General features: G+C 50.5%; 19 protein-coding genes. 16 read left to right on the top strand and 3 right to left on the bottom strand.

Annotated features, from left to right (window positions below; all coding sequences use genetic code 11):
- Nucleotides 1–29: 29 nt before the first annotated feature.
- On the bottom strand, nucleotides 30–452 hold the full coding sequence (locus ACTHUT_RS04020) for a type IV pilin protein (RefSeq protein ID WP_440386142.1): 423 nt from the start codon (nucleotides 450–452) through the stop codon (nucleotides 30–32).
- A gap of 289 nt (nucleotides 453–741) precedes the next feature.
- On the opposite strand from ACTHUT_RS04020, the gene ACTHUT_RS04015 reads away from it, so the two are divergent.
- The 10 genes from ACTHUT_RS04015 to nagZ all read left to right on the top strand — a co-directional run bounded on the left by ACTHUT_RS04015 (nucleotide 742) and on the right by nagZ (nucleotide 15,093).
- Complete coding sequence (locus tag ACTHUT_RS04015; protein ID WP_440386141.1) at nucleotides 742–1,923, top strand: efflux RND transporter periplasmic adaptor subunit; 1,182 nt, start codon at nucleotides 742–744, stop codon at nucleotides 1,921–1,923.
- An 81-nt stretch (nucleotides 1,924–2,004) separates the two neighbouring features.
- Nucleotides 2,005–3,942 carry a MacB family efflux pump subunit gene (locus ACTHUT_RS04010; RefSeq protein ID WP_204788068.1) on the top strand — a complete coding sequence of 646 codons (1,938 nt, stop codon included), beginning with the start codon at nucleotides 2,005–2,007 and terminating at the stop codon, nucleotides 3,940–3,942.
- Between the two features lie 62 nt (nucleotides 3,943–4,004).
- Entirely contained in the window at nucleotides 4,005–5,387 is a 1,383-nt protein-coding gene (locus ACTHUT_RS04005; RefSeq protein ID WP_440386140.1) for a TolC family protein, read from the top strand.
- A gap of 111 nt (nucleotides 5,388–5,498) precedes the next feature.
- The gene (locus ACTHUT_RS04000) at nucleotides 5,499–6,365 is read left to right on the top strand and encodes a DUF808 domain-containing protein (RefSeq protein WP_440386139.1); all 867 of its coding nucleotides are present in this window, start codon (nucleotides 5,499–5,501) and stop codon (nucleotides 6,363–6,365) included.
- Between the two features lie 55 nt (nucleotides 6,366–6,420).
- Nucleotides 6,421–7,968 carry an apolipoprotein N-acyltransferase gene (gene lnt / locus ACTHUT_RS03995; protein WP_440386138.1) on the top strand — a complete coding sequence of 516 codons (1,548 nt, stop codon included), beginning with the start codon at nucleotides 6,421–6,423 and terminating at the stop codon, nucleotides 7,966–7,968.
- Between the two features lie 282 nt (nucleotides 7,969–8,250).
- Nucleotides 8,251–9,114, top strand: a complete 864-nt coding sequence (gene rpoH / locus ACTHUT_RS03990) for an RNA polymerase sigma factor RpoH (RefSeq protein ID WP_036493231.1) — start codon at nucleotides 8,251–8,253, stop codon at nucleotides 9,112–9,114.
- Nucleotides 9,115–9,263: 149 nt separating this feature from the next.
- Nucleotides 9,264–10,517: a glutamyl-tRNA reductase gene (gene hemA / locus ACTHUT_RS03985; protein WP_036493228.1), complete on the top strand. Its 1,254-nt coding sequence runs from the start codon at nucleotides 9,264–9,266 to the stop codon at nucleotides 10,515–10,517.
- A gap of 240 nt (nucleotides 10,518–10,757) precedes the next feature.
- Nucleotides 10,758–12,257, top strand: coding sequence for a DegQ family serine endoprotease (locus ACTHUT_RS03980; RefSeq protein WP_049348847.1), 1,500 nt, complete (start codon nucleotides 10,758–10,760; stop codon nucleotides 12,255–12,257).
- A gap of 133 nt (nucleotides 12,258–12,390) precedes the next feature.
- Complete coding sequence (locus ACTHUT_RS03975; RefSeq protein ID WP_440386137.1) at nucleotides 12,391–13,911, top strand: Na+/H+ antiporter NhaC family protein; 1,521 nt, start codon at nucleotides 12,391–12,393, stop codon at nucleotides 13,909–13,911.
- Nucleotides 13,912–14,007: 96 nt separating this feature from the next.
- Nucleotides 14,008–15,093, top strand: coding sequence for a beta-N-acetylhexosaminidase (gene nagZ / locus ACTHUT_RS03970; RefSeq protein WP_440386136.1), 1,086 nt, complete (start codon nucleotides 14,008–14,010; stop codon nucleotides 15,091–15,093).
- Between the two features lie 77 nt (nucleotides 15,094–15,170).
- Here nagZ and ACTHUT_RS03965 read toward each other — a convergent pair whose 3' ends face one another.
- Nucleotides 15,171–15,917, bottom strand: a complete 747-nt coding sequence (locus ACTHUT_RS03965) for an amino acid ABC transporter permease (protein ID WP_003748587.1) — start codon at nucleotides 15,915–15,917, stop codon at nucleotides 15,171–15,173.
- Between the two features lie 327 nt (nucleotides 15,918–16,244).
- On the opposite strand from ACTHUT_RS03965, the gene trhP reads away from it, so the two are divergent.
- A complete protein-coding gene (trhP, locus tag ACTHUT_RS03960) occupies nucleotides 16,245–17,600 on the top strand; it encodes a prephenate-dependent tRNA uridine(34) hydroxylase TrhP (protein ID WP_049336697.1) in 1,356 nt (451 codons plus the stop codon).
- A gap of 63 nt (nucleotides 17,601–17,663) precedes the next feature.
- Here the strand turns inward: trhP and hemC are convergent, their stop codons facing one another.
- The gene (gene hemC / locus ACTHUT_RS03955; protein ID WP_440386135.1) at nucleotides 17,664–18,599 is read right to left on the bottom strand and encodes a hydroxymethylbilane synthase; all 936 of its coding nucleotides are present in this window, start codon (nucleotides 18,597–18,599) and stop codon (nucleotides 17,664–17,666) included.
- Nucleotides 18,600–18,717: 118 nt separating this feature from the next.
- On the opposite strand from hemC, the gene ybeY reads away from it, so the two are divergent.
- The 5 genes from ybeY to ACTHUT_RS03930 form a co-directional block, all read left to right on the top strand.
- Entirely contained in the window at nucleotides 18,718–19,233 is a 516-nt protein-coding gene (gene ybeY / locus ACTHUT_RS03950) for an rRNA maturation RNase YbeY (RefSeq protein ID WP_311477585.1), read from the top strand.
- Between the two features lies 1 nt (nucleotide 19,234).
- Nucleotides 19,235–20,077 carry an HlyC/CorC family transporter gene (locus ACTHUT_RS03945; RefSeq protein WP_440386134.1) on the top strand — a complete coding sequence of 281 codons (843 nt, stop codon included), beginning with the start codon at nucleotides 19,235–19,237 and terminating at the stop codon, nucleotides 20,075–20,077.
- Nucleotides 20,074–20,811 carry a methionine ABC transporter ATP-binding protein gene (locus ACTHUT_RS03940; protein ID WP_440386133.1) on the top strand — a complete coding sequence of 246 codons (738 nt, stop codon included), beginning with the start codon at nucleotides 20,074–20,076 and terminating at the stop codon, nucleotides 20,809–20,811. Before ACTHUT_RS03945 ends, ACTHUT_RS03940 begins: the two co-directional genes overlap by 4 nt.
- A gap of 1 nt (nucleotide 20,812) precedes the next feature.
- Entirely contained in the window at nucleotides 20,813–21,499 is a 687-nt protein-coding gene (locus ACTHUT_RS03935; RefSeq protein WP_440386132.1) for a methionine ABC transporter permease, read from the top strand.
- A 189-nt stretch (nucleotides 21,500–21,688) separates the two neighbouring features.
- A partial coding sequence (locus ACTHUT_RS03930) for a MetQ/NlpA family ABC transporter substrate-binding protein (protein WP_440418681.1) occupies nucleotides 21,689–22,587 on the top strand: 899 nt, incomplete at its 3' end.

Below are 22,587 nucleotides of genomic sequence, written 5' to 3'. Positions count from 1 at the left end.
GAAATTCAGACGGCCTTTTATATTTCGATTTATTCCGATTTTGGTATTTCATAACCGGGGCAGTTTTGTTTATCGCTGTTTGCCCAAATGATACCGCTGTCGTTGTAATAAACAGTACAAGTTTCATCGGCATTGGTTTCTTTATTGGGCACAGCCTTCAAAATATAACCTGAATCGGAAGGATTAGGCATAGAATCCGTACCTTCGGAAAAACTAATATTGAAATATTGATTCTGCTGCAAATTTTCAGGAGGAAACCCTACAAAAGTACTTTTTTGAGTATAGTGGCGTTCGAGTTGTTGGGCGTTATGAAGCATCTGTGTGCGGACGGCGGCAAGGCGCGTTTGGCGGATGTAGTTTTGATAAGACGGATAGGCGATGGTAGCGAGAATGGCTGCAATCACAACGACTATCAGCAGCTCGATAAGCGTGAAGCCTTGTTGGTGTTTCATTTTATTTGTGTCGTTAATAATTAGAATAAGACATGAATATTATAGTCGTTTTCTTGCGGCTTAAATGTTCAGATTCGGAGGGAGTTTGGGAATTTATGTAAACGAGGTACAAGTTCTGAAAAATATCTTCATTCTTTTATTTTTTATTTCAATAAGTTAAACTTCAATTTAAGCCGACCGTCTCTTGGTTGGCCTTGGTCTTTACAGTAAAATCCAGTTGTTTTTTTGTTTCTATCAATGCATTTGTTGCTTGTCTGCGACGTTATTTTATTGAATTGGTTCCTTTTATATGTCTAAAGTTTTCAAGTGGGCGGCCGGTACGGCTGTTATCGTGGCTGCGGCTTTCGGCGGCTGGTCTTTGATGAAGCCTGAGCCTCAGTCTTCTTTTATTACGGAAGTGGTCAAACGCGGCGATATCCGTCAAACCGTATCGGCAACCGGCGAAATCTCGCCTTCCAATTTGGTGTCCGTAGGCGCGGAAGCTTCAGGCCAGATTAAAAAACTGTATGTGAAACTGGGCCAACAAGTGAAAAAAGGCGATCTGATTGCAGAAATCGACTCAACCAATCAGCTCAACACGTTGAATACCGAAAAATCCAAACTGGAAACTTATCAGGCAAAATTGGTTTCTGCCGAAATCGCGCTTTCCAGTGCGGAGAAAAAATATAAGCGCGAACTTGCCTTATGGAAAGAACAGGCCACTTCCAAAGAAGATTTGGAATCTGCACAAGACTCTTTAGCCGCAGCCAAAGCCAATATCGCCGAACTGAAGGCCTCCATCAAACAATCCAAAATCTCCATCAATACAGCCGAATCTGAATTGGGACACACGCGGATTACCGCCACCATGGACGGCACCGTAGTCGCCATTCCTGTTGAAGAAGGCCAATCCGTCAATGCGGCGCAATCTACGCCGACCATTATCCAGCTGGCCAATCTGGAAACCATGTTAAACAAAATGCAGATTGCCGAAGGCGATATTACGAAAGTCAAAGCAGGTCAGGATATTTCGTTCACCATTTTGTCCGAGCCAGACACCCCGATTAAAGCGAAATTGGACAGCGTCGACCCCGGCCTGACCACCATGTCTTTGGGCAGCTACACCAGCAGCACGGACACGACTTCCAATGCAATTTACTACTATGCCCGCGCCCTGGTGCCAAATTCCGACGGCAAACTTTCCATCGGCATGACCACTCAAAACACGATTGAAATCAACGGCGTGAAGAATGTCTTACTGGTACCGACGCTGACTGTGAAAAAGCATAACGGCAAATCCTATGTCAGCATTTTGGGCGCAGACAATAAAGCGGTAGAACGCGAAGTGACCGTCGGTTTGAAAGACAACATGAATACCGAAATCAAAAGCGGCTTGAAAGAAGGCGAAAAAGTGATCGTTTCTGAAATGAGCGCAGACGAAAAGAGTAAGAGCAGCGAACGCGCGATGATGGGCGGCGGCCCTCCTCGCTGATTGATTAAGGCCGTCTGAAAGGTTTGACTGTGTTTCAGACGGCCTTAGTTCCTGTATGTCTATTTTTCGCCCGGAAAGATTATGAGTTTAATCGAATGTAAGAATATCAACCGTTTTTTCGGTAGCGGTGAAAACCGTGTGCATGTATTGAAAGATGTCAGCCTTTCTATTGAGAAAGGCGACTTTGTGGCGATTATCGGCCAATCCGGCTCGGGCAAATCGACGCTGATGAATATCTTGGGCTGTCTGGATACCGCCACTTCCGGCTCTTATCAAATCGACGGCATCGAAACATCGCAAATGCAGCCGGATGAGCTGGCGGCTTTGCGCCGTGAGCGTTTCGGCTTTATTTTCCAGCGTTACAACCTGTTAAGCTCGCTGACCGCCCGGGACAACGTCGCCCTGCCTGCCGTGTATATGGGCATGGACAGCAAAGAGCGCGCGGAACGTGCGGAAAAATTATTGGGCGATTTGGGCTTGCAAAATAAAGAAGGCAACAAACCCAGCGAACTTTCCGGCGGTCAGCAACAACGCGTTTCGATTGCCCGCGCGTTGATGAACGGCGGCGAAATCATCTTTGCCGACGAACCGACCGGCGCATTGGATACCGCCAGCGGTAAAAATGTGATGGAAATCATCCATAAGTTGCATGAAGACGGGCATACCGTGATTATGGTCACCCATGATCCGGGCATTGCGGCAAATGCAAACCGCGTCATCGAAATCCGCGACGGTCAGATTATTTCGGATACGTCTAAAAATCCCGATATTCCGCCCAGCAAAGTGGAGCGGATTAAAGAAAAAACTTCCTGGTCGTTTTATTACGATCAATTTATGGAAGCATTCAAAATGTCGGTACAGGCGATTATGGCGCACAAAATGCGTTCGCTGCTGACCATGCTGGGGATTATCATCGGTATCGCTTCAGTGGTATCGGTGGTGGCCTTGGGTAATGGCTCGCAACAAAAAATCCTGGAAGACATCAACTCGATGGGCACAAACACCATCAGCATCTTCCCCGGCCGTGGTTTTGGCGACCGCCGCAGCGGACGAATCAAGACACTGACAATTAATGACGCAAAAGCCATCAGCCAACAAAGCTACGTCGCCTCCGCCACCCCTCAAACCAACTCCAGCGGCACCTTAACCTACCGCAACACCGACCTGACCGCCTCACTTTACGGCGTAGGCGAACAATATTTCGACGTGCGCGGTTTGAAATTGGAAGAAGGCCGTCTGTTTGATGATGACGATGTAAAAACCGATGCCCAAGTCGTCGTCATCGACCAAAACACCAAAACCAAACTCTTCGGCGAAGGTGTCAATCCTTTAGGCAAAACCATCCTTTTCAAAAAACGCCCGCTAACCGTCATCGGCATTATGAAAAAGGATGACAACTCGTTTGGTAATTCCGACTCGCTGATGCTTTGGTCGCCGTATACAACGGTCATGCACCAAATTACCGGCGAAAGCTATACCAACTCCATCGTTGTCAAAATTAAAGACGATGCCAACACGCAGGTTGCCGAAAAAAGCCTGACCGAGTTGCTGAAAGCACGCCACGGTACAGAAGACTTCTTTATGAACAACAGCGACAGCATCAAAGAAATGGTGGAAAGCACAACCGGCACCATGACGCTGCTGATTTCTTCCATCGCAGTCATCTCTTTGGTGGTCGGCGGTATCGGCGTGATGAACATCATGCTGGTCTCAGTTACCGAGCGCACCAAAGAAATCGGCGTCCGCATGGCAATCGGCGCACGCCGCAACAACATTTTGCAACAGTTTCTGATTGAGGCCGTCTTAATCTGTATCATCGGCGGTCTTTCGGGCGTATTGTTGTCCGCAAGCATCAGCCTGGTGTTCAACTATTTTGTTACCGACTTCCCGATGAGCATTTCCATGGCTTCCGTCATCGGCGCAGTCGTCTGCTCCACCGCCATCGGCGTCGCGTTCGGCTTTATGCCTGCCAACAAGGCTTCCAAGCTCAACCCGATTGATGCCTTAGCTCAAGATTGATTATGTTTCAGACGGCCTATTATCTTAAGGCCGTCTGAAATGCCGTTACCCGAAAGATTTTTATGAAGACGAAACCTTTTTCCCAAGCAGCCTTGTCATTGGCTGTTGCCCTTGCCTTAAGTGCGTGCGCCGCACCTAAAGCCAATCCGAATCTGACGCTGGAAGCGACCGGCCAAGTCATGAGCGCGGCGGAAACTGCCGAACGCTACGATGTCAACGGCAACTGGTGGGAAATCTACCAAAGCCAGCAGCTTAATGCGCTGATGGAGCAGGCGCTGGCGAACAATATCGATTTGAAACAGGCCGCCATCAGCGTCAACAAGGCTTTGTACCAAGCCAATATTTTGGGTGCGGATTTGGTGCCTTCGTTCAGCGGCTCGTTGGGCGCGAATGCTTCTAAAAACCTGAAAACCGGCAGCCACGGCAATACGTTCAGCAGCCAGCTTGGCTTGAGCTACGAATTGGATTTGTGGCGCAAACTCAGTGCCACTGCCGATGCGCAGGTATGGGAATACCAAGCCACGCATGAAGACATGGCCAACACACGCCTGACTTTGATTAATAATGTCGCCGATGCGTATTTCAATATTGCCTACCTGAACGAAGCCATCGAGTTGGCGCAAAAATCGCTGAAGCAATATCAGGAAATCAACCGCATTGCGAATGCCAAGTTCCGCTACGGCCGGGCCGACTCCAGCCAACCGACGCAAGCCAAACAGTCATTGTTGAACGCAGAAAACAGCCTGTTGTCTTTGCAAAACAATTTGGATACGCAAAAACAGGTTTTGCGTAATTTATTGAATTTAAGGCCGTCTGAAAACATGGTCGCCGATCCAGCACAATTCCGCCTGTTGCCGGTCAAAGGCGTGAACTTGGACGTACCGATTACCGTTTTGGCCAACCGCCCCGACCTGCGCGCCGCCGAATACCGCCTGCAAGCGTCGCAACAATCGGTCAACGCGCAAAAACGCAGTTGGTATCCGTCGATTACTTTGGGCGCAAGTTTGAGTACGTCGTCCGACAAAGCAAAAAGCACGTTCAATATCCCCATGTTAGGCGGCTCGGCCACCATCAATCTGCCTTTCCTTAATTGGCAGACCATGAAATGGAAAGACAAAACCGTACAAGCGGAGATGGACAGCGCCAAGCTGAATTTTGAAAAAGCCCTGACCACAGCGCTCAACGAAGTCAACACCAACTACCTTGCCTACAAAAACGCGCAGGCCGGCCTTGCCAATCAGGAACAGCGTTACCAGTTGGACAAGAAAAACAGCCATTACTATCAAGTCCGCTACCAACACGGTAAAAACGAACTGAAAGACTGGCTGGAGGCTTTGAATACGGAATACAGCTCGGCGCAAAACCTGCTGAACCAACGCTATGAAGCTTTAAAATACGAAAATATGGTGTACAAAGCCATGGCGGGACGTTATACACCGAAATAGCATTTTCAGACGGCCTTTGGTTAATTTCCGTCAAAGGCCGTCTGAAACCATTCAAGCAACTGAATTTTCATATATAATCGCGCGTTTATTTGATTTTATCCGGACAACATTATGGCCTTCGCCTCTCTCTTTACGCTTTTGGACGACATTACCGCCGTTTTGGACGATGTAGCGATGATGACCAAAGTCGCCGCCAAGAAAACCGCCGGCGTGGTCGGCGACGATTTGGCGCTCAACGCCAATCAGGTAACCGGCGTATCTGCCGAGCGCGAATTGCCGATTATTTGGGCGGTGGCAAAAGGCTCTCTGGTCAACAAGCTGATTCTGGTGCCACTTGCGCTGTTGCTTTCCGCTTTCGTGCCTGCGCTGATTACGCCCTTGCTGATGATCGGCGGTGTTTATTTGTGTTTTGAAGGCGTGGAAAAACTGTTGCACAAATTTCTGCACCGCAATGAACACGAAGACGAACACGATGCCGAGCCTGAAGTTACAGACGAAAAAACAAAAGTTAAAGGCGCGGTCCGCACGGATTTCATCCTCTCCGCCGAAATCATCATTATTGCGCTGGGCGTTGTTGAAAAATATGACCTGATAACACGTTCTTTGGTTATGGCCGCCATCGGTGTCGGCATGACGGCATTGGTCTATGGTTTGGTCGGCATTATCGTCAAACTTGACGACCTCGGTATGATGCTGATGCGCCAAAAAAGTGCTGCCGTACAAGGCATCGGACGCGGTTTGATTTCATTTATGCCTTGGTTTATGCGCGGCTTGAGCATTGTCGGCACGCTGGCGATGTTCTTGGTCGGCGGCGGACTGATCGCCCACAACCTTGTTTTTTTGCACGACTTCCTCCACGCGCAACATTGGGACAGCGGCATGATGGAACATATCGCCAATCTGGTGATCGGAGTAGCCGCCGGTGCCTTGGCTTGCGCCATCGTCCTGCCTGCAATGAAATTGTTTCAAAAAGACTGATTTTGTTTCCCTGCCGTCTGAAAACCTTTCAGACGGCCTCAATACCATTTAAAGCATGAATATTTTCCGTAAATTCGAACAATACTGGCAACACCCGCTGCTGTACTGGCCGCTGGTCATCTTGATTGCCGCCGCAACGCCGTTCACTTTTGCCCCGTATTATCATTTCTGGCTGATGCCGCTGTTGTTTGGCGCGCTGATACGCCTGATTGAATTGCGTCCGCGCTTTGCCGTCATGACTGCCTATCTGTTCGGATTAATCGGTTATACGGCGCAGTTTTATTGGATACACACAGCCCTGCATGATGTTTCGGGGCTGCCGGATTCATACGCCATCCCCCTCACCTTCCTGCTGCCGGCATTTCTTGCGCTTTATCCGGCCATCTGTTTTTGGGTGTGGAGAAAATGCAACCTGGCTCGCTGGGCCAAAACCGGCCTCCTGCTGCCGATTTTGTGGACGCTGGCAGAATTTGCCCGCGAACGCTTCCTGACCGGATTCGGCTGGGGCGCAATCGGCTATTCCCAAATCATCAAAGACAGCCCGTTGGCAGGCTTCGCGCCGTTGGGCGGCATTCATATGGTCACGCTGGCAACCGCTTTCCTCAGCGCATGGCTGGTGTTGCTGATTGACAACCACGGCCGTCTGAAACATCGCCTTCTACCCTTATGCCTTATCGTTGCGCTCTGCTCCGTCGGCTACATTTCCCAACAAACCGAATACACCCGCCCTGACGGCAGCACCAGCACCGTCGCCCTGATTCAAGGCAATATCGAGCAAAATCTGAAATGGAAAGAAGAGCAAATCATTCCGACCATTCAGAAATACTACGAACAAATCAGCAAAACCAGTGCCGACATCGTCATCCTGCCTGAAACCGCCCTGCCGCTGATGCGCCAAGACCTGCCCGAAGGCATCTTGGAACAATTCGCCGAACAGGCGCAAAGCAACGGCAGCGCATTGGCCATCGGCATCAGTCAATATACGCCCGACGGCAACGGCTACGAAAATGCCGTCATCAATTTGAGCGACTATCACAACAGCACTTCCGATACCATCCCCTACTACGCCAAGAACCACCTGGTTCCATTTGGTGAATACAAGCCATTGCCCATCATTACCGAGCGCCTCTATAAAATGATGGATATGCCTTTGGCTGACTTCCAAAAAGGCGGCGACAACCAAGCGCCTTTGACAATGAAAGATCAAAAAGTCGCCTTCAATATCTGCTATGAAGACGGTTTCGGCGACGAACTCATCGCAACGGCCAAACGCTCCACCCTGCTTGCCAACATCAGCAATATGGCGTGGTACGGCAAATCCAATGCCATGTACCAGCAGCTTCAACAGTCCCAAGCACGCGCAATGGAGCTGGGCCGCTACATGGTTCGCGCCACCAATACCGGCGCAACCGCCATTATTTCCCCTAAAGGCACGATTGTTGCCGAAGCCCAGCCGGATACAGAAACCGTCCTCGAAGGCCACGTCAAAGGCTACATTGGCGAAACGCCTTATATGAAAGCAGGCGGCTCAACCTGGCTTATCAGTATTTTGGCCGTTATCGGCGTATTCCTCATTCTGATTGGCCGGAAGAAACCAGAATAAAAAAAATTCCAAGACCTTGTTTAACAAGGTCTTTTTTATTGATAAAACTATTTACATACAGAAATGTTTGTAATATACTTATCCAAAACCTAGCAAATCACTCAAATTTTCAAAAACAATCAACTCCTGCAATTTAAGCAGCAAAAACTATTGAATCCGTCGTTTAATTTACAGAAAAAATCCAACCCATAACAAAACAAACCACAGGCAGTGTTATACTGCTTGTCACACAATAAACAAAAAGCCGTTTTCAGACGGCCTAATCAAGGAGAGCATCCTTTTATGAATAAAGCTTTTGCATTACCCGTTATCCAAAGCGGCAACGGTAGCCTCGAGCAATACATTCATACAGTCAACAGCATTCCCATGCTGACTGCCGAAGAAGAAACGCAACTGGCCGAACGTCAACAAAAAGGCGACCTCAACGCCGCCAAACAGCTTATTCTGTCCCATCTTCGCGTCGTCGTATCCATCGCACGCGGTTACGACGGCTACGGCCTCAACCAAGCCGACCTGATTCAAGAAGGCAATATCGGCTTGATGAAAGCCGTCAAACGCTACGAGCCAAGCCGCGGCGCGCGCCTGTTTTCGTTTGCCGTGCATTGGATTAAAGCCGAAATCCACGAATTCATTTTGCGCAACTGGCGTTTGGTCCGCGTGGCCACAACCAAACCGCAGCGCAAACTGTTCTTCAATCTGCGCAGCATGCGTAAAAACCTGAATGCCTTGTCCCCAAAAGAAGCGCAAGAAATCGCCGACGATTTGGGCGTCAAATTGTCCGAAGTCTTGGAAATGGAACAACGCATGACTGGTCACGATATCGGCATCATGGCAGAAAACAACGATGACGAGGACAACTTCGCCCCTATCGACTGGTTGGCCGACCACGATGCAGAGCCTAGCCGTCAGTTGTCCAAACAGGCCCACTACGCCCTGCAAACCGAAGGTCTGCAAAACGCCTTGGCGCAACTGGACGACCGCAGCCGCCGTATCGTTGAAAGCCGCTGGTTGCAAGACGATGGCGGTTTGACCCTGCACGAATTGGCTGCCGAATACGGCGTATCTGCCGAACGCATCCGCCAAATCGAAGCCAAAGCCATGCAAAAACTGCGCGGTTTCTTGGCAGAAGAAGCAGAAGCCGTTTAAGCCTTTCTTGATAAAAAGGCCGTCTGAATCTTTTCAGACGGCCTTTTCGATGGCAAACCTCATCATATCTTATCCCCCCAACACATTCATTTTAAAGCCCACTTAAGCTATAATAGCCACCACACACACTACCCGGTCATACCATAACCATGCAACTTACCGTCGTCGGACTCAACCACCAAACCGCGCCCTTGAGCATACGCGAAAAACTGGCATTTGCTGCTGCAAATTTGCCGGATGCCGTGTCCAACCTCGCGCGCAGCGAGGCGGCGGAAGAAGCAGTCATTCTTTCTACCTGCAACCGCACCGAGCTTTACTGCGTCGGCGAATCCGAAAAAATCATCAACTGGTTGGCAAAATATCATAATCTGCCTGTCGAAGAAATCCGCCCCTACCTCTACACCCTGGACAACAACGAAACCGTCCGCCACGCCTTCCGCGTCGCCTGCGGCTTGGATTCCATGGTCTTGGGCGAACCGCAAATTCTCGGTCAAATCAAAGATGCCGTCCGCGTTGCGCAAGAACAAGAAAGCATCAATACCCACTTAAACGCCCTGTTTCAAAAAACCTTTGCCGTTGCCAAAGAAGTGCGCACCGATACCGCTGTCGGCGAAAACTCCGTCTCTATGGCTTCCGCATCGGTCAAAATGGCAGAGCAAATCTTCCCTTCCATTTCCGACCTTAATGTCCTCTTTATCGGCGCAGGCGAAATGATTGAGCTGGTGGCCACTTATTTTGCCGCCAAAAATCCCAAGCTCATCACCGTTGCCAACCGTACACACCAGCGTGCGCAGGAATTGTGCGACAAACTCAGCGTCAACGCCGAAGCCTGTCTGCTGAATGAATTACCCGATATTCTTCATGATTACGACGTAGTCGTTTCTTCCACTGCCAGCCAACTGCCCCTCGTCGGCAAAGGCATGGTCGAACGTGCATTGAAAAAACGCCACAACATGCCTGTTTTCCTGCTGGATTTGGCCGTTCCGCGCGACATTGAAGCCGAAGTCGGCGAATTGGAAGATGCATATCTCTATACCGTGGACGACATGATGGATATTGTCCAAAGCGGTAAAGACGCGCGCAAAAAGGCAGCGGCGGCAGCTGAAAGCATGGTGGAAGAAAAGGTCAGTGAATTTATCCGCCAGCAGAAAAACCGCCAAAGCGTTCCGCTTATCCGCGCCTTACGCGACGAAGGCGAACGCGCACGCCGCCAAGTGTTGGAAAATGCCATGAAACAACTGGCAAAAGGCGTATCGGCCGAGGATGTCCTCGAACGCCTCTCCATTCAGTTGACCAACAAACTGCTCCACTCTCCGACACGCACGCTCAACAAAGCCGGCTCGGACAACAGCGAATTAATCGATGCCGTGGCGCAAATCTACCACTTGGACCAACACGACTGACCTTAATTTAAAGGCCGTCTGAAAAAAGCGAGACAACAGGTTCTATGTCAAAGTTTTCAGACGGCCTCAAAGCAACAAATTTCAATCATCATTTTTTCATTTAAAATGAAATGCTTGAAAAAAAACCGTTAAAGTGTAAAAATCCTACTTTATACATTTGAACAACATTCAAACAATAAAACTGCCTGCCGGCTCAAATACATGCCGACAATAAGATAGGCACCGGCAAAAGGAACTTTCGTGCATATTAAAACAAACACATATCTGGCCCTTGCTGTCCTCTCAGCATCCCTTCTTTCAGGTTGCGACAAAGTCAGCACCTTTTTCGGCAAAGAAGAAAGCAAAGAACTCGTCCAACGCATAGAAACCAATACCGATGACGGTAAGGTCGGCATGCTGTTGCCCGATTTCGCCCAATTGGTACAAAACGAAGGACAGGCCGTCGTCAATATTCAAGCAACTCCGGCAAAACGCACTGCGACACCGGATGACGACCACAGCATGGACCTGAGCCAATTCCCCGACAACGACCCGTTTTACGAGTTCTTCAAACGCCTCGTTCCCAATATGCCCGACATGCCTCAAGAAGAGGCAGAAAGCGATGATTTGAATTTCGGCTCCGGCTTCATCATCAGCAAAGACGGCTATATCCTGACCAATACCCACGTGGTTGCCGGCATGGGCAACATCAAAGTCCTGCTCAACGACAAACGCGAATACACGGCCAAACTGGTCGGCTCAGACGCCCAATCCGACGTTGCCCTCTTAAAAATCGAGCCGCAAGAAGACTTGCCGGTTGTCAAAATCGGCAATCCGAAAGATTTGAAACCGGGCGAATGGGTAGCCGCCATCGGCGCGCCATTCGGCTTTGACAACAGCGTAACTTCAGGTATCGTCTCCGCCAAAGGCCGCAGCCTGCCGAATGAAAACTATACACCGTTCATCCAAACCGACGTTGCCATCAACCCCGGTAATTCAGGCGGCCCGTTATTCAACCTCCGCGGCCAAGTGGTCGGCATCAACTCGCAAATCTACAGCCGCAGCGGCGGTTTCATGGGTATTTCGTTTGCCATTCCGATTGATGTTGCCATGAATGTGGCCGATCAATTGAAAGCCAACGGCAAAGTCCAACGCGGTCAATTGGGCGTGGTTATCCAAGAAGTTTCTTACGATTTGGCCAAATCTTTCGGTTTGGACAAAGCAAGCGGCGCGTTGATTGCCAAAATCATGCCGAACAGCGCAGCGCAACAAGCCGGTTTGCAAGTTGGCGATATTGTCCGCAGCGTAAACGGAGAAGAAGTCCGCGCTTCCAGCGATTTGCCGGTCATGGTCGGCTCGATGATGCCGGGTAAAGAAGTTACTTTGAGCATTTGGCGCGGCGGCAAACAAACCGATGTCAAAGTCAAACTTGGCAGCGCAGCCGAACAAACGGAAACATCGGCCAAAGAAACCGAACAGCCGCAACATGAAGGCGGCCATGACGGCTTTACCGTTGAAAACGCAGGCCTGACTTTGCAGGTTGAAAACGCAGACGGCAAACAACGCTTAATCGTTCTGCGCGTTAGCGGCGCGGCCGAACGTGCCGGCCTCAAACGCGGCGACGAAATCATTGCCGTCAGCCAAATCAGCGTCAATGATGAATCCACCTTCCGCAGCGCCTTGGAAAGCGCAGGCAAAAACGTACCGCTTCTGGTGCAACGCGACGGCAATACCTTGTTCCTCGCACTCAATCTGCAATAGCAAGATTTTCAGACGGCATGATGATGCGTTAAATGGTAAAATACCCATCAGTCAGAGGCGGTGGGTATTTTGTTATCTGCTTTCCAAATCTAGGCCGTCTGAAAATATTTCACCGCTTATATACAATATAATTATGCAACTTATTAATTATTCGAATTCTATTTTATCCATTGTTCCGGCAGCCATCGCGCTCGCCCTGGCCATTGCCACGCGCCGTGTATTGCTGTCCTTGGGGGTCGGCATTATCGTCGGCTCATTCCTGCTGGTAGGCGGTAATCCGCTTGATGCCTTGGTTCACTTGAAAGACATGGCCGTCAGCCTGACTTGGGCGGACGGAGATTGGTCTTTGGGCAAACCCAAAATCCTGCTCTTCTTGGTACTTTTGGGGGTTTTCACTTCTCTGCTGACGCATTCCGGCAGTAACCAAGCATTTGCCGATTGGGCGAAACAGCACATCAAAGGCCGACGTGGTGCTAAGCTGCTGACTGCCTGCCTGGTATTCGTTACCTTTATTGATGACTATTTCCACAGCCTTGCCGTTGGCGCGATTGCCCGCCCTGTAACCGACAAATTCAAAGTTTCCCGTGCCAAACTGGCTTACATCCTGGACTCCACTGCCGCACCGATGTGCGTTTTGATGCCTGTATCCAGCTGGGGCGCATCGATTATCGCTACTTTGGCCGGCCTTTTGGTAACGTACAACATCACAGGCTACACACCGATGGGCGCATTCGTGGCCATGAGCCTGATGAATTACTATGCCGTCTTCGCATTGATTATGGTGTTTGTCGTGGCCTGGTTCTCTTTCGATATCGGCTCAATGGCTCGCTTGGAACGCGCCGCCTTAAACGAAATTCATGATGAAACCGTTGACACCGGCCATCCCAACGGCCGCGTATTCGCGTTGATTGTACCGGTTTTGGTACTGATCGCCGCCACGGTTTCCGCCATGATTTACACTGGCGCACAAGCTTCTGAAACCTTCTCTTTGCTCAGCGCATTTGAAAATACCGATGTGAACACTTCCCTCGTGTTCGGCGGCACTTGCGGCGTATTGGCCGTCATCCTCTGTACCATCGGCACCATCAAAACCAGTGATTACCCCAAAGCCGTTTGGCAGGGCATCATCTCTATGCGCGGCGCCATTATCATCTTGATTTTGGCATGGATTATCAGCACCGTTGTCAGCGAGATGCACACCGGCGAATACCTCTCCACCTTGGTAGCAGGCAATATCCATGCAGGCTTCCTGCCCGTGATTTTATTTCTGCTCGCAGGCGTGATGGCCTTCGCTACCGGTACAAGCTGGGGTACATTCGGTATCATGTTGCCGATTGCCGCCGCCATGGCCGTCAAAGTCGAACCAGCGCTGATTATCCCTTGCATGTCCGCCGTCATGGCCGGTGCCGTATTTGGCGACCACTGCTCGCCGATTTCCGACACCACCATCCTCTCGTCTACCGGCGCACACTGTAACCACATCGACCACGTTACCTCGCAATTCCCTTACGCACTGACCGTTGCCGCCTCTGCCGCTATCGGCTACCTGATTTTAGGCATGACCGACTCTGCGCCTTTAGGTTTTGTGGTAACCGGCATCGTGATGGTTGTGTTGATTTTCATCTTAAAAGACAAGAAAAAAGCAACTGCCTAATTCAAAAACAATATTCAGACGGCCTGAGATATTCCGACACGCTCAGGCCGTCTGAATATTGCAATTACCCATATATCCATTATTCAGGACAAAACAATGAATACGCCCCATCTTCCACGCGGCCCCGTCATGGCCGACGTCGCCGCCTACCATCTGACCGAAGAAGAAAAACAACGCCTGCTCGACCCTGCCGTCGGTGGCGTTATTTTGTTCCGCCGCAACTTTGAAAACGTCTCCCAGCTCAAAGCTTTGGTTCAAGAAATCAAAGCCGTCCGCACGCCTGAACTCATCATCGCCGTCGACCACGAAGGCGGACGGGTTCAACGTTTTATTGACGGCTTCACCCGCCTGCCGGCCATGAATGTATTGGGTGAAATTTGGGATAACGAAGGCCAAGAAGCCGCCTGCGCCCAAGCAGAACAAGTCGGCTGGGTTTTGGCGACTGAACTCTCCGCCTGCGGTATCGACCTATCCTTCACACCTGTTTTGGATTTGGACTGGGGTCAATGCGCCGTCATCGGCAACCGCAGTTTCCACCGCGACGCCAACATCGTAACCCAGCTTGCCCTTGCCTTACAAAAAGGCCTGAACAAAGGCGGCATGAAATCTTGCGGTAAACACTTCCCCGGCCACGGCTTTGTCGAAGGCGACAGCCATCATGTCCTGCCTTGCGACGAACGCAGCCGCGAAGCGCTCGAAGCCGCCGACCTTATCCCCTTCCGCGCACTGAGCCAGGCAGGCATGGCCGCAGTCATGCCTGCCCACGTCGTATACCCGCAAATCGACAGCCAACCTGCCGGCTTCTCCGAAAAATGGCTGAAACAAATCCTGCGCCAAGAAATCGGATTTAACGGCGTTATCTTTTCAGACGACCTGACCATGGAAGGCGCATGCGGCGTCGGCGGTATTAAAGAACGCGCCCGACTTTCTTTTGAAGCAGGCTGCGATATTGTACTGGTATGCAACCGTCCGGACTTGGTCGATGAATTGCGAGACGGTTTTCACGCGCCGGCAAACGCCGACTTGGCCGCACGTTGGCAATACATGGCCAACACATTGACCGTACAAGAAGCTGCCGACATCATGGCAACCGAAGCATTCCAAGCCGCCCAACAGGCGACCGCTAAACTGGCAACGCCCAAAGACATCGCAGGCGGTGTCAAAGTCGGCGAAGCATTCTGATTCAAGGCCGTCTGAAACATTGACGGCAAATAAAAAAGGAAGACTTTTTCAAGTCTTCCTTTTTTGATTCAAATCGATTAGCGGTGTTGTGGATTGTAACGGCTTTCCAATCGCAGGAATACCCAACCCAAAACGCTTGTCAGCACCAAATAAATCAGCGCAATCGTATAAAGCGGTTCTTCATAGACAGAATAGCGGCCGGTAATCGTGCTTTGTACATAAGCCAACTCAGCCACGCCGATGACGGACAACAATGAGCTGTCTTTCAACAAAGTAATAAATTCACTGGCCAATGGCGGCAACATACGGCGCAACGCTTGAGGCAAAATGACATAACGCATTGCCTGAGTATAGGTCAGACCCAAAGAACGTGCAGCTTCCATTTGGCCTTTATCAATTGATTGAATACCGGCACGGAAAATTTCACAAATATACGCACCCGAGTTTGCAACCAAAGCCAAAGAGCCGGCAATCAGCGCACCATAAGAACGGCGCAGATCAACAGCTGCTTCGCCGCTAATCAGCACACCGTCGGCCGGGTGAACGAAAAATGGGAACCAAACATAAGCCCAAATCACAATTTGTACAAACAATGGCGTACCGCGGAACAGCGTCACATACCAAAAAGAAATCTTACGCAAAACCCAAGCCAAGGCACGCATCGGTGCACCGGCTTTTTCCGGATTGATCAAACGCGCCAATGCCAGCAGCAAACCCAAAACCGAGCCGCCTGCCGTTGCAACCACCGTCAGTCCCAGCGTTGTCAACACGCCGTATAAAAACATCCAGCGGTATTCATAAATAATGTCAAAACGAAAATCCATAAATCTTCCGTCGGTCAAAATCGGTAACGAATCCGAATATTTTTTAAAATGAAGCTTGATATTTTACAAGAAAATACATTGCTTGAACGGTTTTTTGTTAAATTATTCCGCCCAACCCTGCTTTTTTTACATTTCCAATAAATTGACACCCTTTTTCACCTTTGCCCATATAGGACATTTTCCGTATAAAAAACAAAGCGCAAACCCGAGACAAAATTGACCGAAACACAAAAACAGCGGATAATCCGCCCATTCTTCAAACATCTTTCAGACGGCCTTCCCTCTTCCCTTAAAGGCCGTCTGAAAACATTTTAAAAAGCATAAAACATGAAAGCACCCGAACTCTTATTACCGGCCGGCGGCCTCGAACGTATGCGTGCCGCCTACGATTACGGCGCAGATGCCGTTTACGCCGGCAGCCCTCGTTACTCCCTGCGCGCCCGCAACAACGAATTTGCCAAACTCGACGTCCTCGAACAAGGCATTAAAGAGGCGCACGAGCGCAACAAAAAATTCTTCCTGACCGTCAACACGCTGCCGCACAACTCCAAACTCAAGACCTTCGTTTCCGATATGGAGCCCTTAATTGCCATGAAACCCGACGCGCTGATTATGGCGGATCCGGGTTTGATCATGACCGTGCGCGAAAAATGGCCGGAAATGCCGATCCACCTGTCCGTACAAGCCAACACCACCAACTACTGGGGCGTAAAATTCTGGCAAAACATCGGCGTCGAACGCATTATTCTGTCGCGCGAATTGAGCATGGAAGAAATCGCCGAAATCCGCCAAGAATGTCCCGACATCGAACTCGAAGTCTTCATCCACGGCGCATTGTGTATCGCCTACTCCGGCCGTTGCCTATTGTCGGGCTACTTCAACCACCGCGACCCTAACCAAGGTACTTGCACCAACTCCTGCCGTTGGGATTACAAAGTCCATAACGCCGTCGAAAGCGACGCGGGTGATGCCCAGCTTCTGCAAGGTTTCAACTTTGAAAAAGCCCAAGAAGAAGCCAACCAAAACTTCGAAGGCATCAACGGTCAAAAACGCCATCCCTACGCCGACAAAGTTTTCCTGATTGAAGAGTCCAACCGCCCAGGCGAAATGATGCCGATTATGGAAGACGAACACGGCACCTACATCATGAACTCCAAAGACCTTCGCGGCATTGAAGTGGTTGAGAAACTGGCCAAAATCGGCGTGGACAGCCTCAAAGTCGAAGGCCGTACCAAATCGCTTTATTATGTTGCACGCGTGGCCCAGTCCTACCGCAAAGCGATTGATGATGCCGTTGCAGGCCGTCCGTTTGATTACAGCCTGTTGAGCGAACTCGAAGGCCTTGCCAACCGCGGCTACACCAGCGGCTTCCTCGAGCGCCACCAAACTCAGGATTACCAAAACTACCTAACCGGCCACTCCATCGCCAAACAAAGCCAATATGTCGGCCACGTTACCGAAATCGATGAAAACGGCTGGGCAACCATCGAAGTCAAAAACCGCTTTGCCATCGGCGATTCACTCGAGATCATCCACCCGAGCGGCAACCAAACCATCAAATTGGAACAAATGACCCGCAAAGGTCAGCCTGTCGATGTTGCCCCAGGCAACGGCATTCAGGTCAAAATCCCGAATATGCAAGGCAAAGAAAAAGCTTTGGTTGCTCGGATTATGAATCCTTAAGCATCAACAAAACAAAGGCCGTCTGAAAGTTTCAGACGGCCTTTTTACATTATCTATACTGTTTTAAGCCTGTTCTTGCAATACGGCGGCAATCAATTCTTCCGCACCATCATCTGCCAATTTTTTGGCGACAGCGCGACCCAAAGCATCGGCGTATTCGGCTGGGGCTTGCGCGTCCGCCTGAAAAATAACCGAACCGTCAGGATGACCGACCAAGCCGCGCAAAGTCAGCAAACCGTTTTCTTCAGTGCAATATGCGGCCAGCGGCACTTGGCAGCTTCCGCCCAAAGCGCGCGCCAACGCGCGTTCGGCCGTCACGCAGGCGTGTGTGGTATCGTGGTTCAGCGGCTTCAAGACTTCGTACAAATCTTCGCGATGCGCTGCAATTTCAATACCCAATGCACCTTGTCCGGCGGCAGGCAGGCTGTCGGATTCCGACAAAATCATGCGGATGCGTTCGTCCAATTCCAGACGCTGCAAACCGGCGGCGGCCAAGATAATCGCGTCGTATTCACCGTTATCGAGTTTGGACAAACGGGTTTGCACATTGCCGCGCAAAGGTTTGATAACCAAATGCGGATAGCGCGCACGCAACTGGGCTTCGCGGCGCAGGCTGGATGTGCCGACGACGGCGCCTTTGGACATTTCTTCCAGACGCGCGTATTGGTTGGACACAAATGCGTCAAACGGATTGGCGCGTTCGCCGATGGCTGCAAGCGCGAAACCTTCAGGCAAATCCATCGGTACGTCTTTAATCGAATGCACGGCCAAATCAGCCCGGCCGTCATACAAAGCCTGTTCCAACTCTTTGACAAACAAGCCTTTACCGCCGACCTTTGACAAAGTTCTATCCAAAATCTGGTCGCCGCGCGTGGTCATGCCCAAAATCTCGACTTCGCAATCGGGATACAGGGCTTTCAGACGGCCTTGGATGTGTTTTGCCTGCCACATGGCAAGCAGGCTTTCGCGACTGGCGATAACGAGTTTTTTCGGGTTCATAATGGTTGCCTGAAAGATGGAAAACGGCATGAAGTCTATCATATTTTGGGCGGTTTTTCAGACGGCATGGGGGTGAATATGTTATATTTACACCTAAAAACCAAATTTTCCGGACAACATGAAACGCGCCAAACAATATCCTTTTTTATCCTTACAGCGGCAACGTTTTCATCTGAACTTTGAAAACGCCTCTTCCGCCGCCGACCTTCCGAGCGAACGCGATTTTTACCGCTGGGCATGGTCTGCCTTGAAAAACGAATACCGCCGTGCAGACATCAGCCTGATTCTTCTGGACGAAGAAGAAGCCCGCGCTTACAACCGCGACTACCGCGGCAAAGATTACGCCACCAATGTATTGAGTTTTGCGCTCAACGAAGGCGAAATCCTGCCCGACCAGTTTTCAGACGGCCTGTATGGCGATTTGGTGATTTGTCCGCAAGTGGTTTTGAAAGAAGCTGCCGAACAAGGCAAAACACCCGAGCAGCATTTTGCCCACCTGACCATACACGGCACTTTACACCTGATGGGCTACGACCACATCGAAGACGATGAAGCCGAAATAATGGAAGCCGAAGAAATCCGCCTGATGCTGGCGGCAGGCTTCCCCAACCCCTACCAAGAGGACGAATATTAAAATGGACGGTACGCAGTCGAAACCCAAGTTTTTCGAACGCCTGATCTCCCGACTTGCCGGCGAGCCCGACTCCGCCGAAGACGTATTGACCCTGTTGCGCCAAGCGCACGAACAGGAAGTTTTTGATGCCGACACACTGACCCGGCTGGAAAAAGTATTGGACTTTGCCGAACTGGAAGTGCGTGATGCCATGATTACGCGCAGCCGTATGAACGTATTGAAAGAAAACGACAGCATCGAGCGCATCATAGCCTACATCATCGAAACCGCCCATTCGCGTTTCCCCGTCATCGGCGAAGACAAAGACGAAGTTTTGGGCATTTTGCACGCCAAAGACCTGCTCAAATATATGTTCAACCCCGAGCAGTTCCACCTGAAATCCGTCTTGCGCCCTGCCGTTTTCGTTCCCGAAGGCAAATCACTGGCCTCCCTTTTAAAAGAATTCCGCGAACAACGCAACCACATGGCGATTGTCATTGATGAATACGGTGGCACATCCGGCCTGGTAACCTTTGAAGACATCATCGAGCAAATCGTCGGCGACATCGAAGACGAGTTTGACGAAGACGACAGCGCCGACAATATCCACGCCGTTTCTTCCGAACGCTGGCGCATCCACGCCGCAACCGAAATCGAAGACATCAACGCCTTTTTCGGTACGGAATACAGCAGCGAAGAAGCCGACACCATCGGCGGCCTGGTCATTCAAGAATTGGGGCACCTGCCCGTACGCGGCGAAAAAGTCATCATCGGCAACCTGCAATTTACCGTTGCGCGCGCCGACAACCGCCGTCTGCACACCCTGATGGCCACACGAATTAAAGAAAACACGGATAAACCATGATTATTCTGGATCACGTCTCCAAACACTATCAAACACGCGACAACAAAGACTTTGTCGCCGTCGAGCCGACCAGCCTCGAAATCAAACAGGGGGAAATCTTTGGCCTGATGGGCTATTCCGGCGCAGGCAAATCTACCCTGCTGCGCCTGATTAACTTATTGGAACGTCCCAACACAGGTACCGTCAGCGTATGCGGCCAAGAGCTGACCGCGCTCAATTCCACGCAACTGCGCCACGCCCGACAAAACATCGGCATGGTGTTCCAACAGTTCAACCTATTGAGCAACCGCACCGTTGCCGAAAACGTCGCCTTTCCTTTAGAAATTGCCAAATGGCCGTCTAAAAAAATCCAAGCGCGTGTTGACGAATGTTTGGAAATCGTTGACTTGCAAGACCGTGCCAACCATTACCCGTCCCAACTTTCCGGCGGTCAAAAACAACGTGTCGGTATCGCCCGTGCGCTGGCGCCGCAACCTCAAGTCATCCTTGCCGACGAACCCACTTCCGCCCTCGACCCTGCCACTACGCGCAGCGTTTTGAAGTGTTTGGAGGACATCAACCGACGTTTCAACGTAACCATCGTCATCGTTACCCACGAAATGAGCGTTATCCGCCGCCTGTGCGACCGTGCCGCCCTCTTGGACAAAGGCCGTCTGCTGGAAATCGTTGAAGTACACGGCAACCAAATCCATGCCCAATCCGAAATCGGGCAAGAGCTGATTCGAGAGGACTAATATGGCAAATTTGACATTTGAAAGTGCTGTTGACACCATCGTCAGCATGAAAGGCGAAATTATCCAAGCCTTGGGCGAAACCTTTATTATGGTCGGCCTATCAACTACTTTCGCCGTTATCTTCGGTACGGTTTTGGGCGTATTGCTGTTTGTTACATCTAGCCATCAGTTGCACTACAACAAACAGCTGAATTTGTTTTTGGACAACCTGGTCAACCTGATGCGCGCGTTTCCTTTCGTCATCCTGATGATTGCCATGATTCCTGTTACACGCGCCATCATCGGCACGACCATCGGCCCGGTTGCCGCCTCATTGGTATTGAGCGTATCCGGCTTGTTCTACTTCGCCCGTCTGGTCGAGCAAAACCTGCGCGAAGTGCCTAAAGGCGTGATTGAAGCGGCCTCCGCAATGGGCGCTTCCCCCATGAGTATCATCTGCAAAGTGCTTTTGAATGAAGCGCGCGCAGGTATGGTTTCCAGCATTACCGTACTGGCTATCGGCCTTCTGTCGTACAGCGCGGCGGCAGGTATGATCGGCGGCGGCGGCTTGGGCGACCTTGCCATCCGTTACGGCTACTACCGCTATCAAAAGGAAGTCATCATCTTCATCGTTGCTATCCTGGTTTTACTCGTTATCCTGATTCAAGGTATCGGCAACAGATTGGCACGCAAACTGGACAAACGTTAATTAAACCGGGCCGTCTGAAATGGACTTACTATTTTTCAGACGGCCTGTTCTCTATTTAGGACATATATTCCCATTAAGTTTACAAAAAAGCATCCTCATATTTCCAAAATAGATTTACAATCCCTCTTTTTTTGACAGCGGCAGCTTGAGGCCGTCTGAAACCGTTTTATCATCCATCAGGAGCAAAATATGAAAACCAACACATTCTTCAAAACCCTTTCTGCTGCTGCGCTGGCCATCGTATTGGCTGCCTGCGGTGGTCAAAAAGACAGCGCGCCTGCTGCTTCTGCCGCTTCTTCTGCCGACAACGGCGCAGAGAAAAAAGAAATCGTCTTCGGCACAACCGTCGGTGACTTCGGCGATATGGTAAAAGACCAAATCCAACCGGCTTTGGAGAAAAAAGGCTATAAAGTCAAACTGATCGAGTTCACCGACTATGTGCGCCCCAACCTTGCTTTGGCTGAAGGCGAATTGGACATCAATATTTTCCAACACAAACCTTATCTGGACGACTTCAAAAAAGAACACAAACTGGACATCACCGAGGCCTTCCAAGTACCGACTGCTCCTTTGGGCCTCTATCCTGGCAAACTGAAATCTTTGGACGAATTGAAAGACGGCGTCAGCGTTTCTGCACCTAACGACCCATCCAACTTTGCCCGTGCATTGGTTATGTTGAACGAATTGGGCTGGATTAAACTGAAAGCCGACGTTGATCCGCTGACCGCATCTAAAGCAGATATTGCCGAAAACCCTAAAAACATCCAAATCGTAGAACTTGAAGCCGCCCAACTGCCGCGCAGCCGTGCCGACGTTGACTTTGCCATCGTTAACGGCAACTACGCCATGAGCAGCGGCATGAAACTGACCGAAGCCCTGTTCCAAGAGCCGAGCTTCTCCTACGTTAACTGGTCTGCCGTCCGTACTGCCGACAAAGACAGCCAATGGCTGAAAGATGTAACCGAAGCCTACAACTCTGACGAGTTCAAAGCCTACTCACAAAAACGCTTTGCCGGTTACAAATACCCTGCGGCATGGGGTGAAAACGCAGCTGCAGGCGCTCAAGCCGAAGCCGCCTCTACTGCTTC

Source organism: Neisseria sp. P0022.S010, from assembly GCF_051956635.1.
The sequence above is the reverse complement of the archived record's forward strand: the minus strand, read 5'-3'. Positions and strand labels throughout refer to the sequence as shown.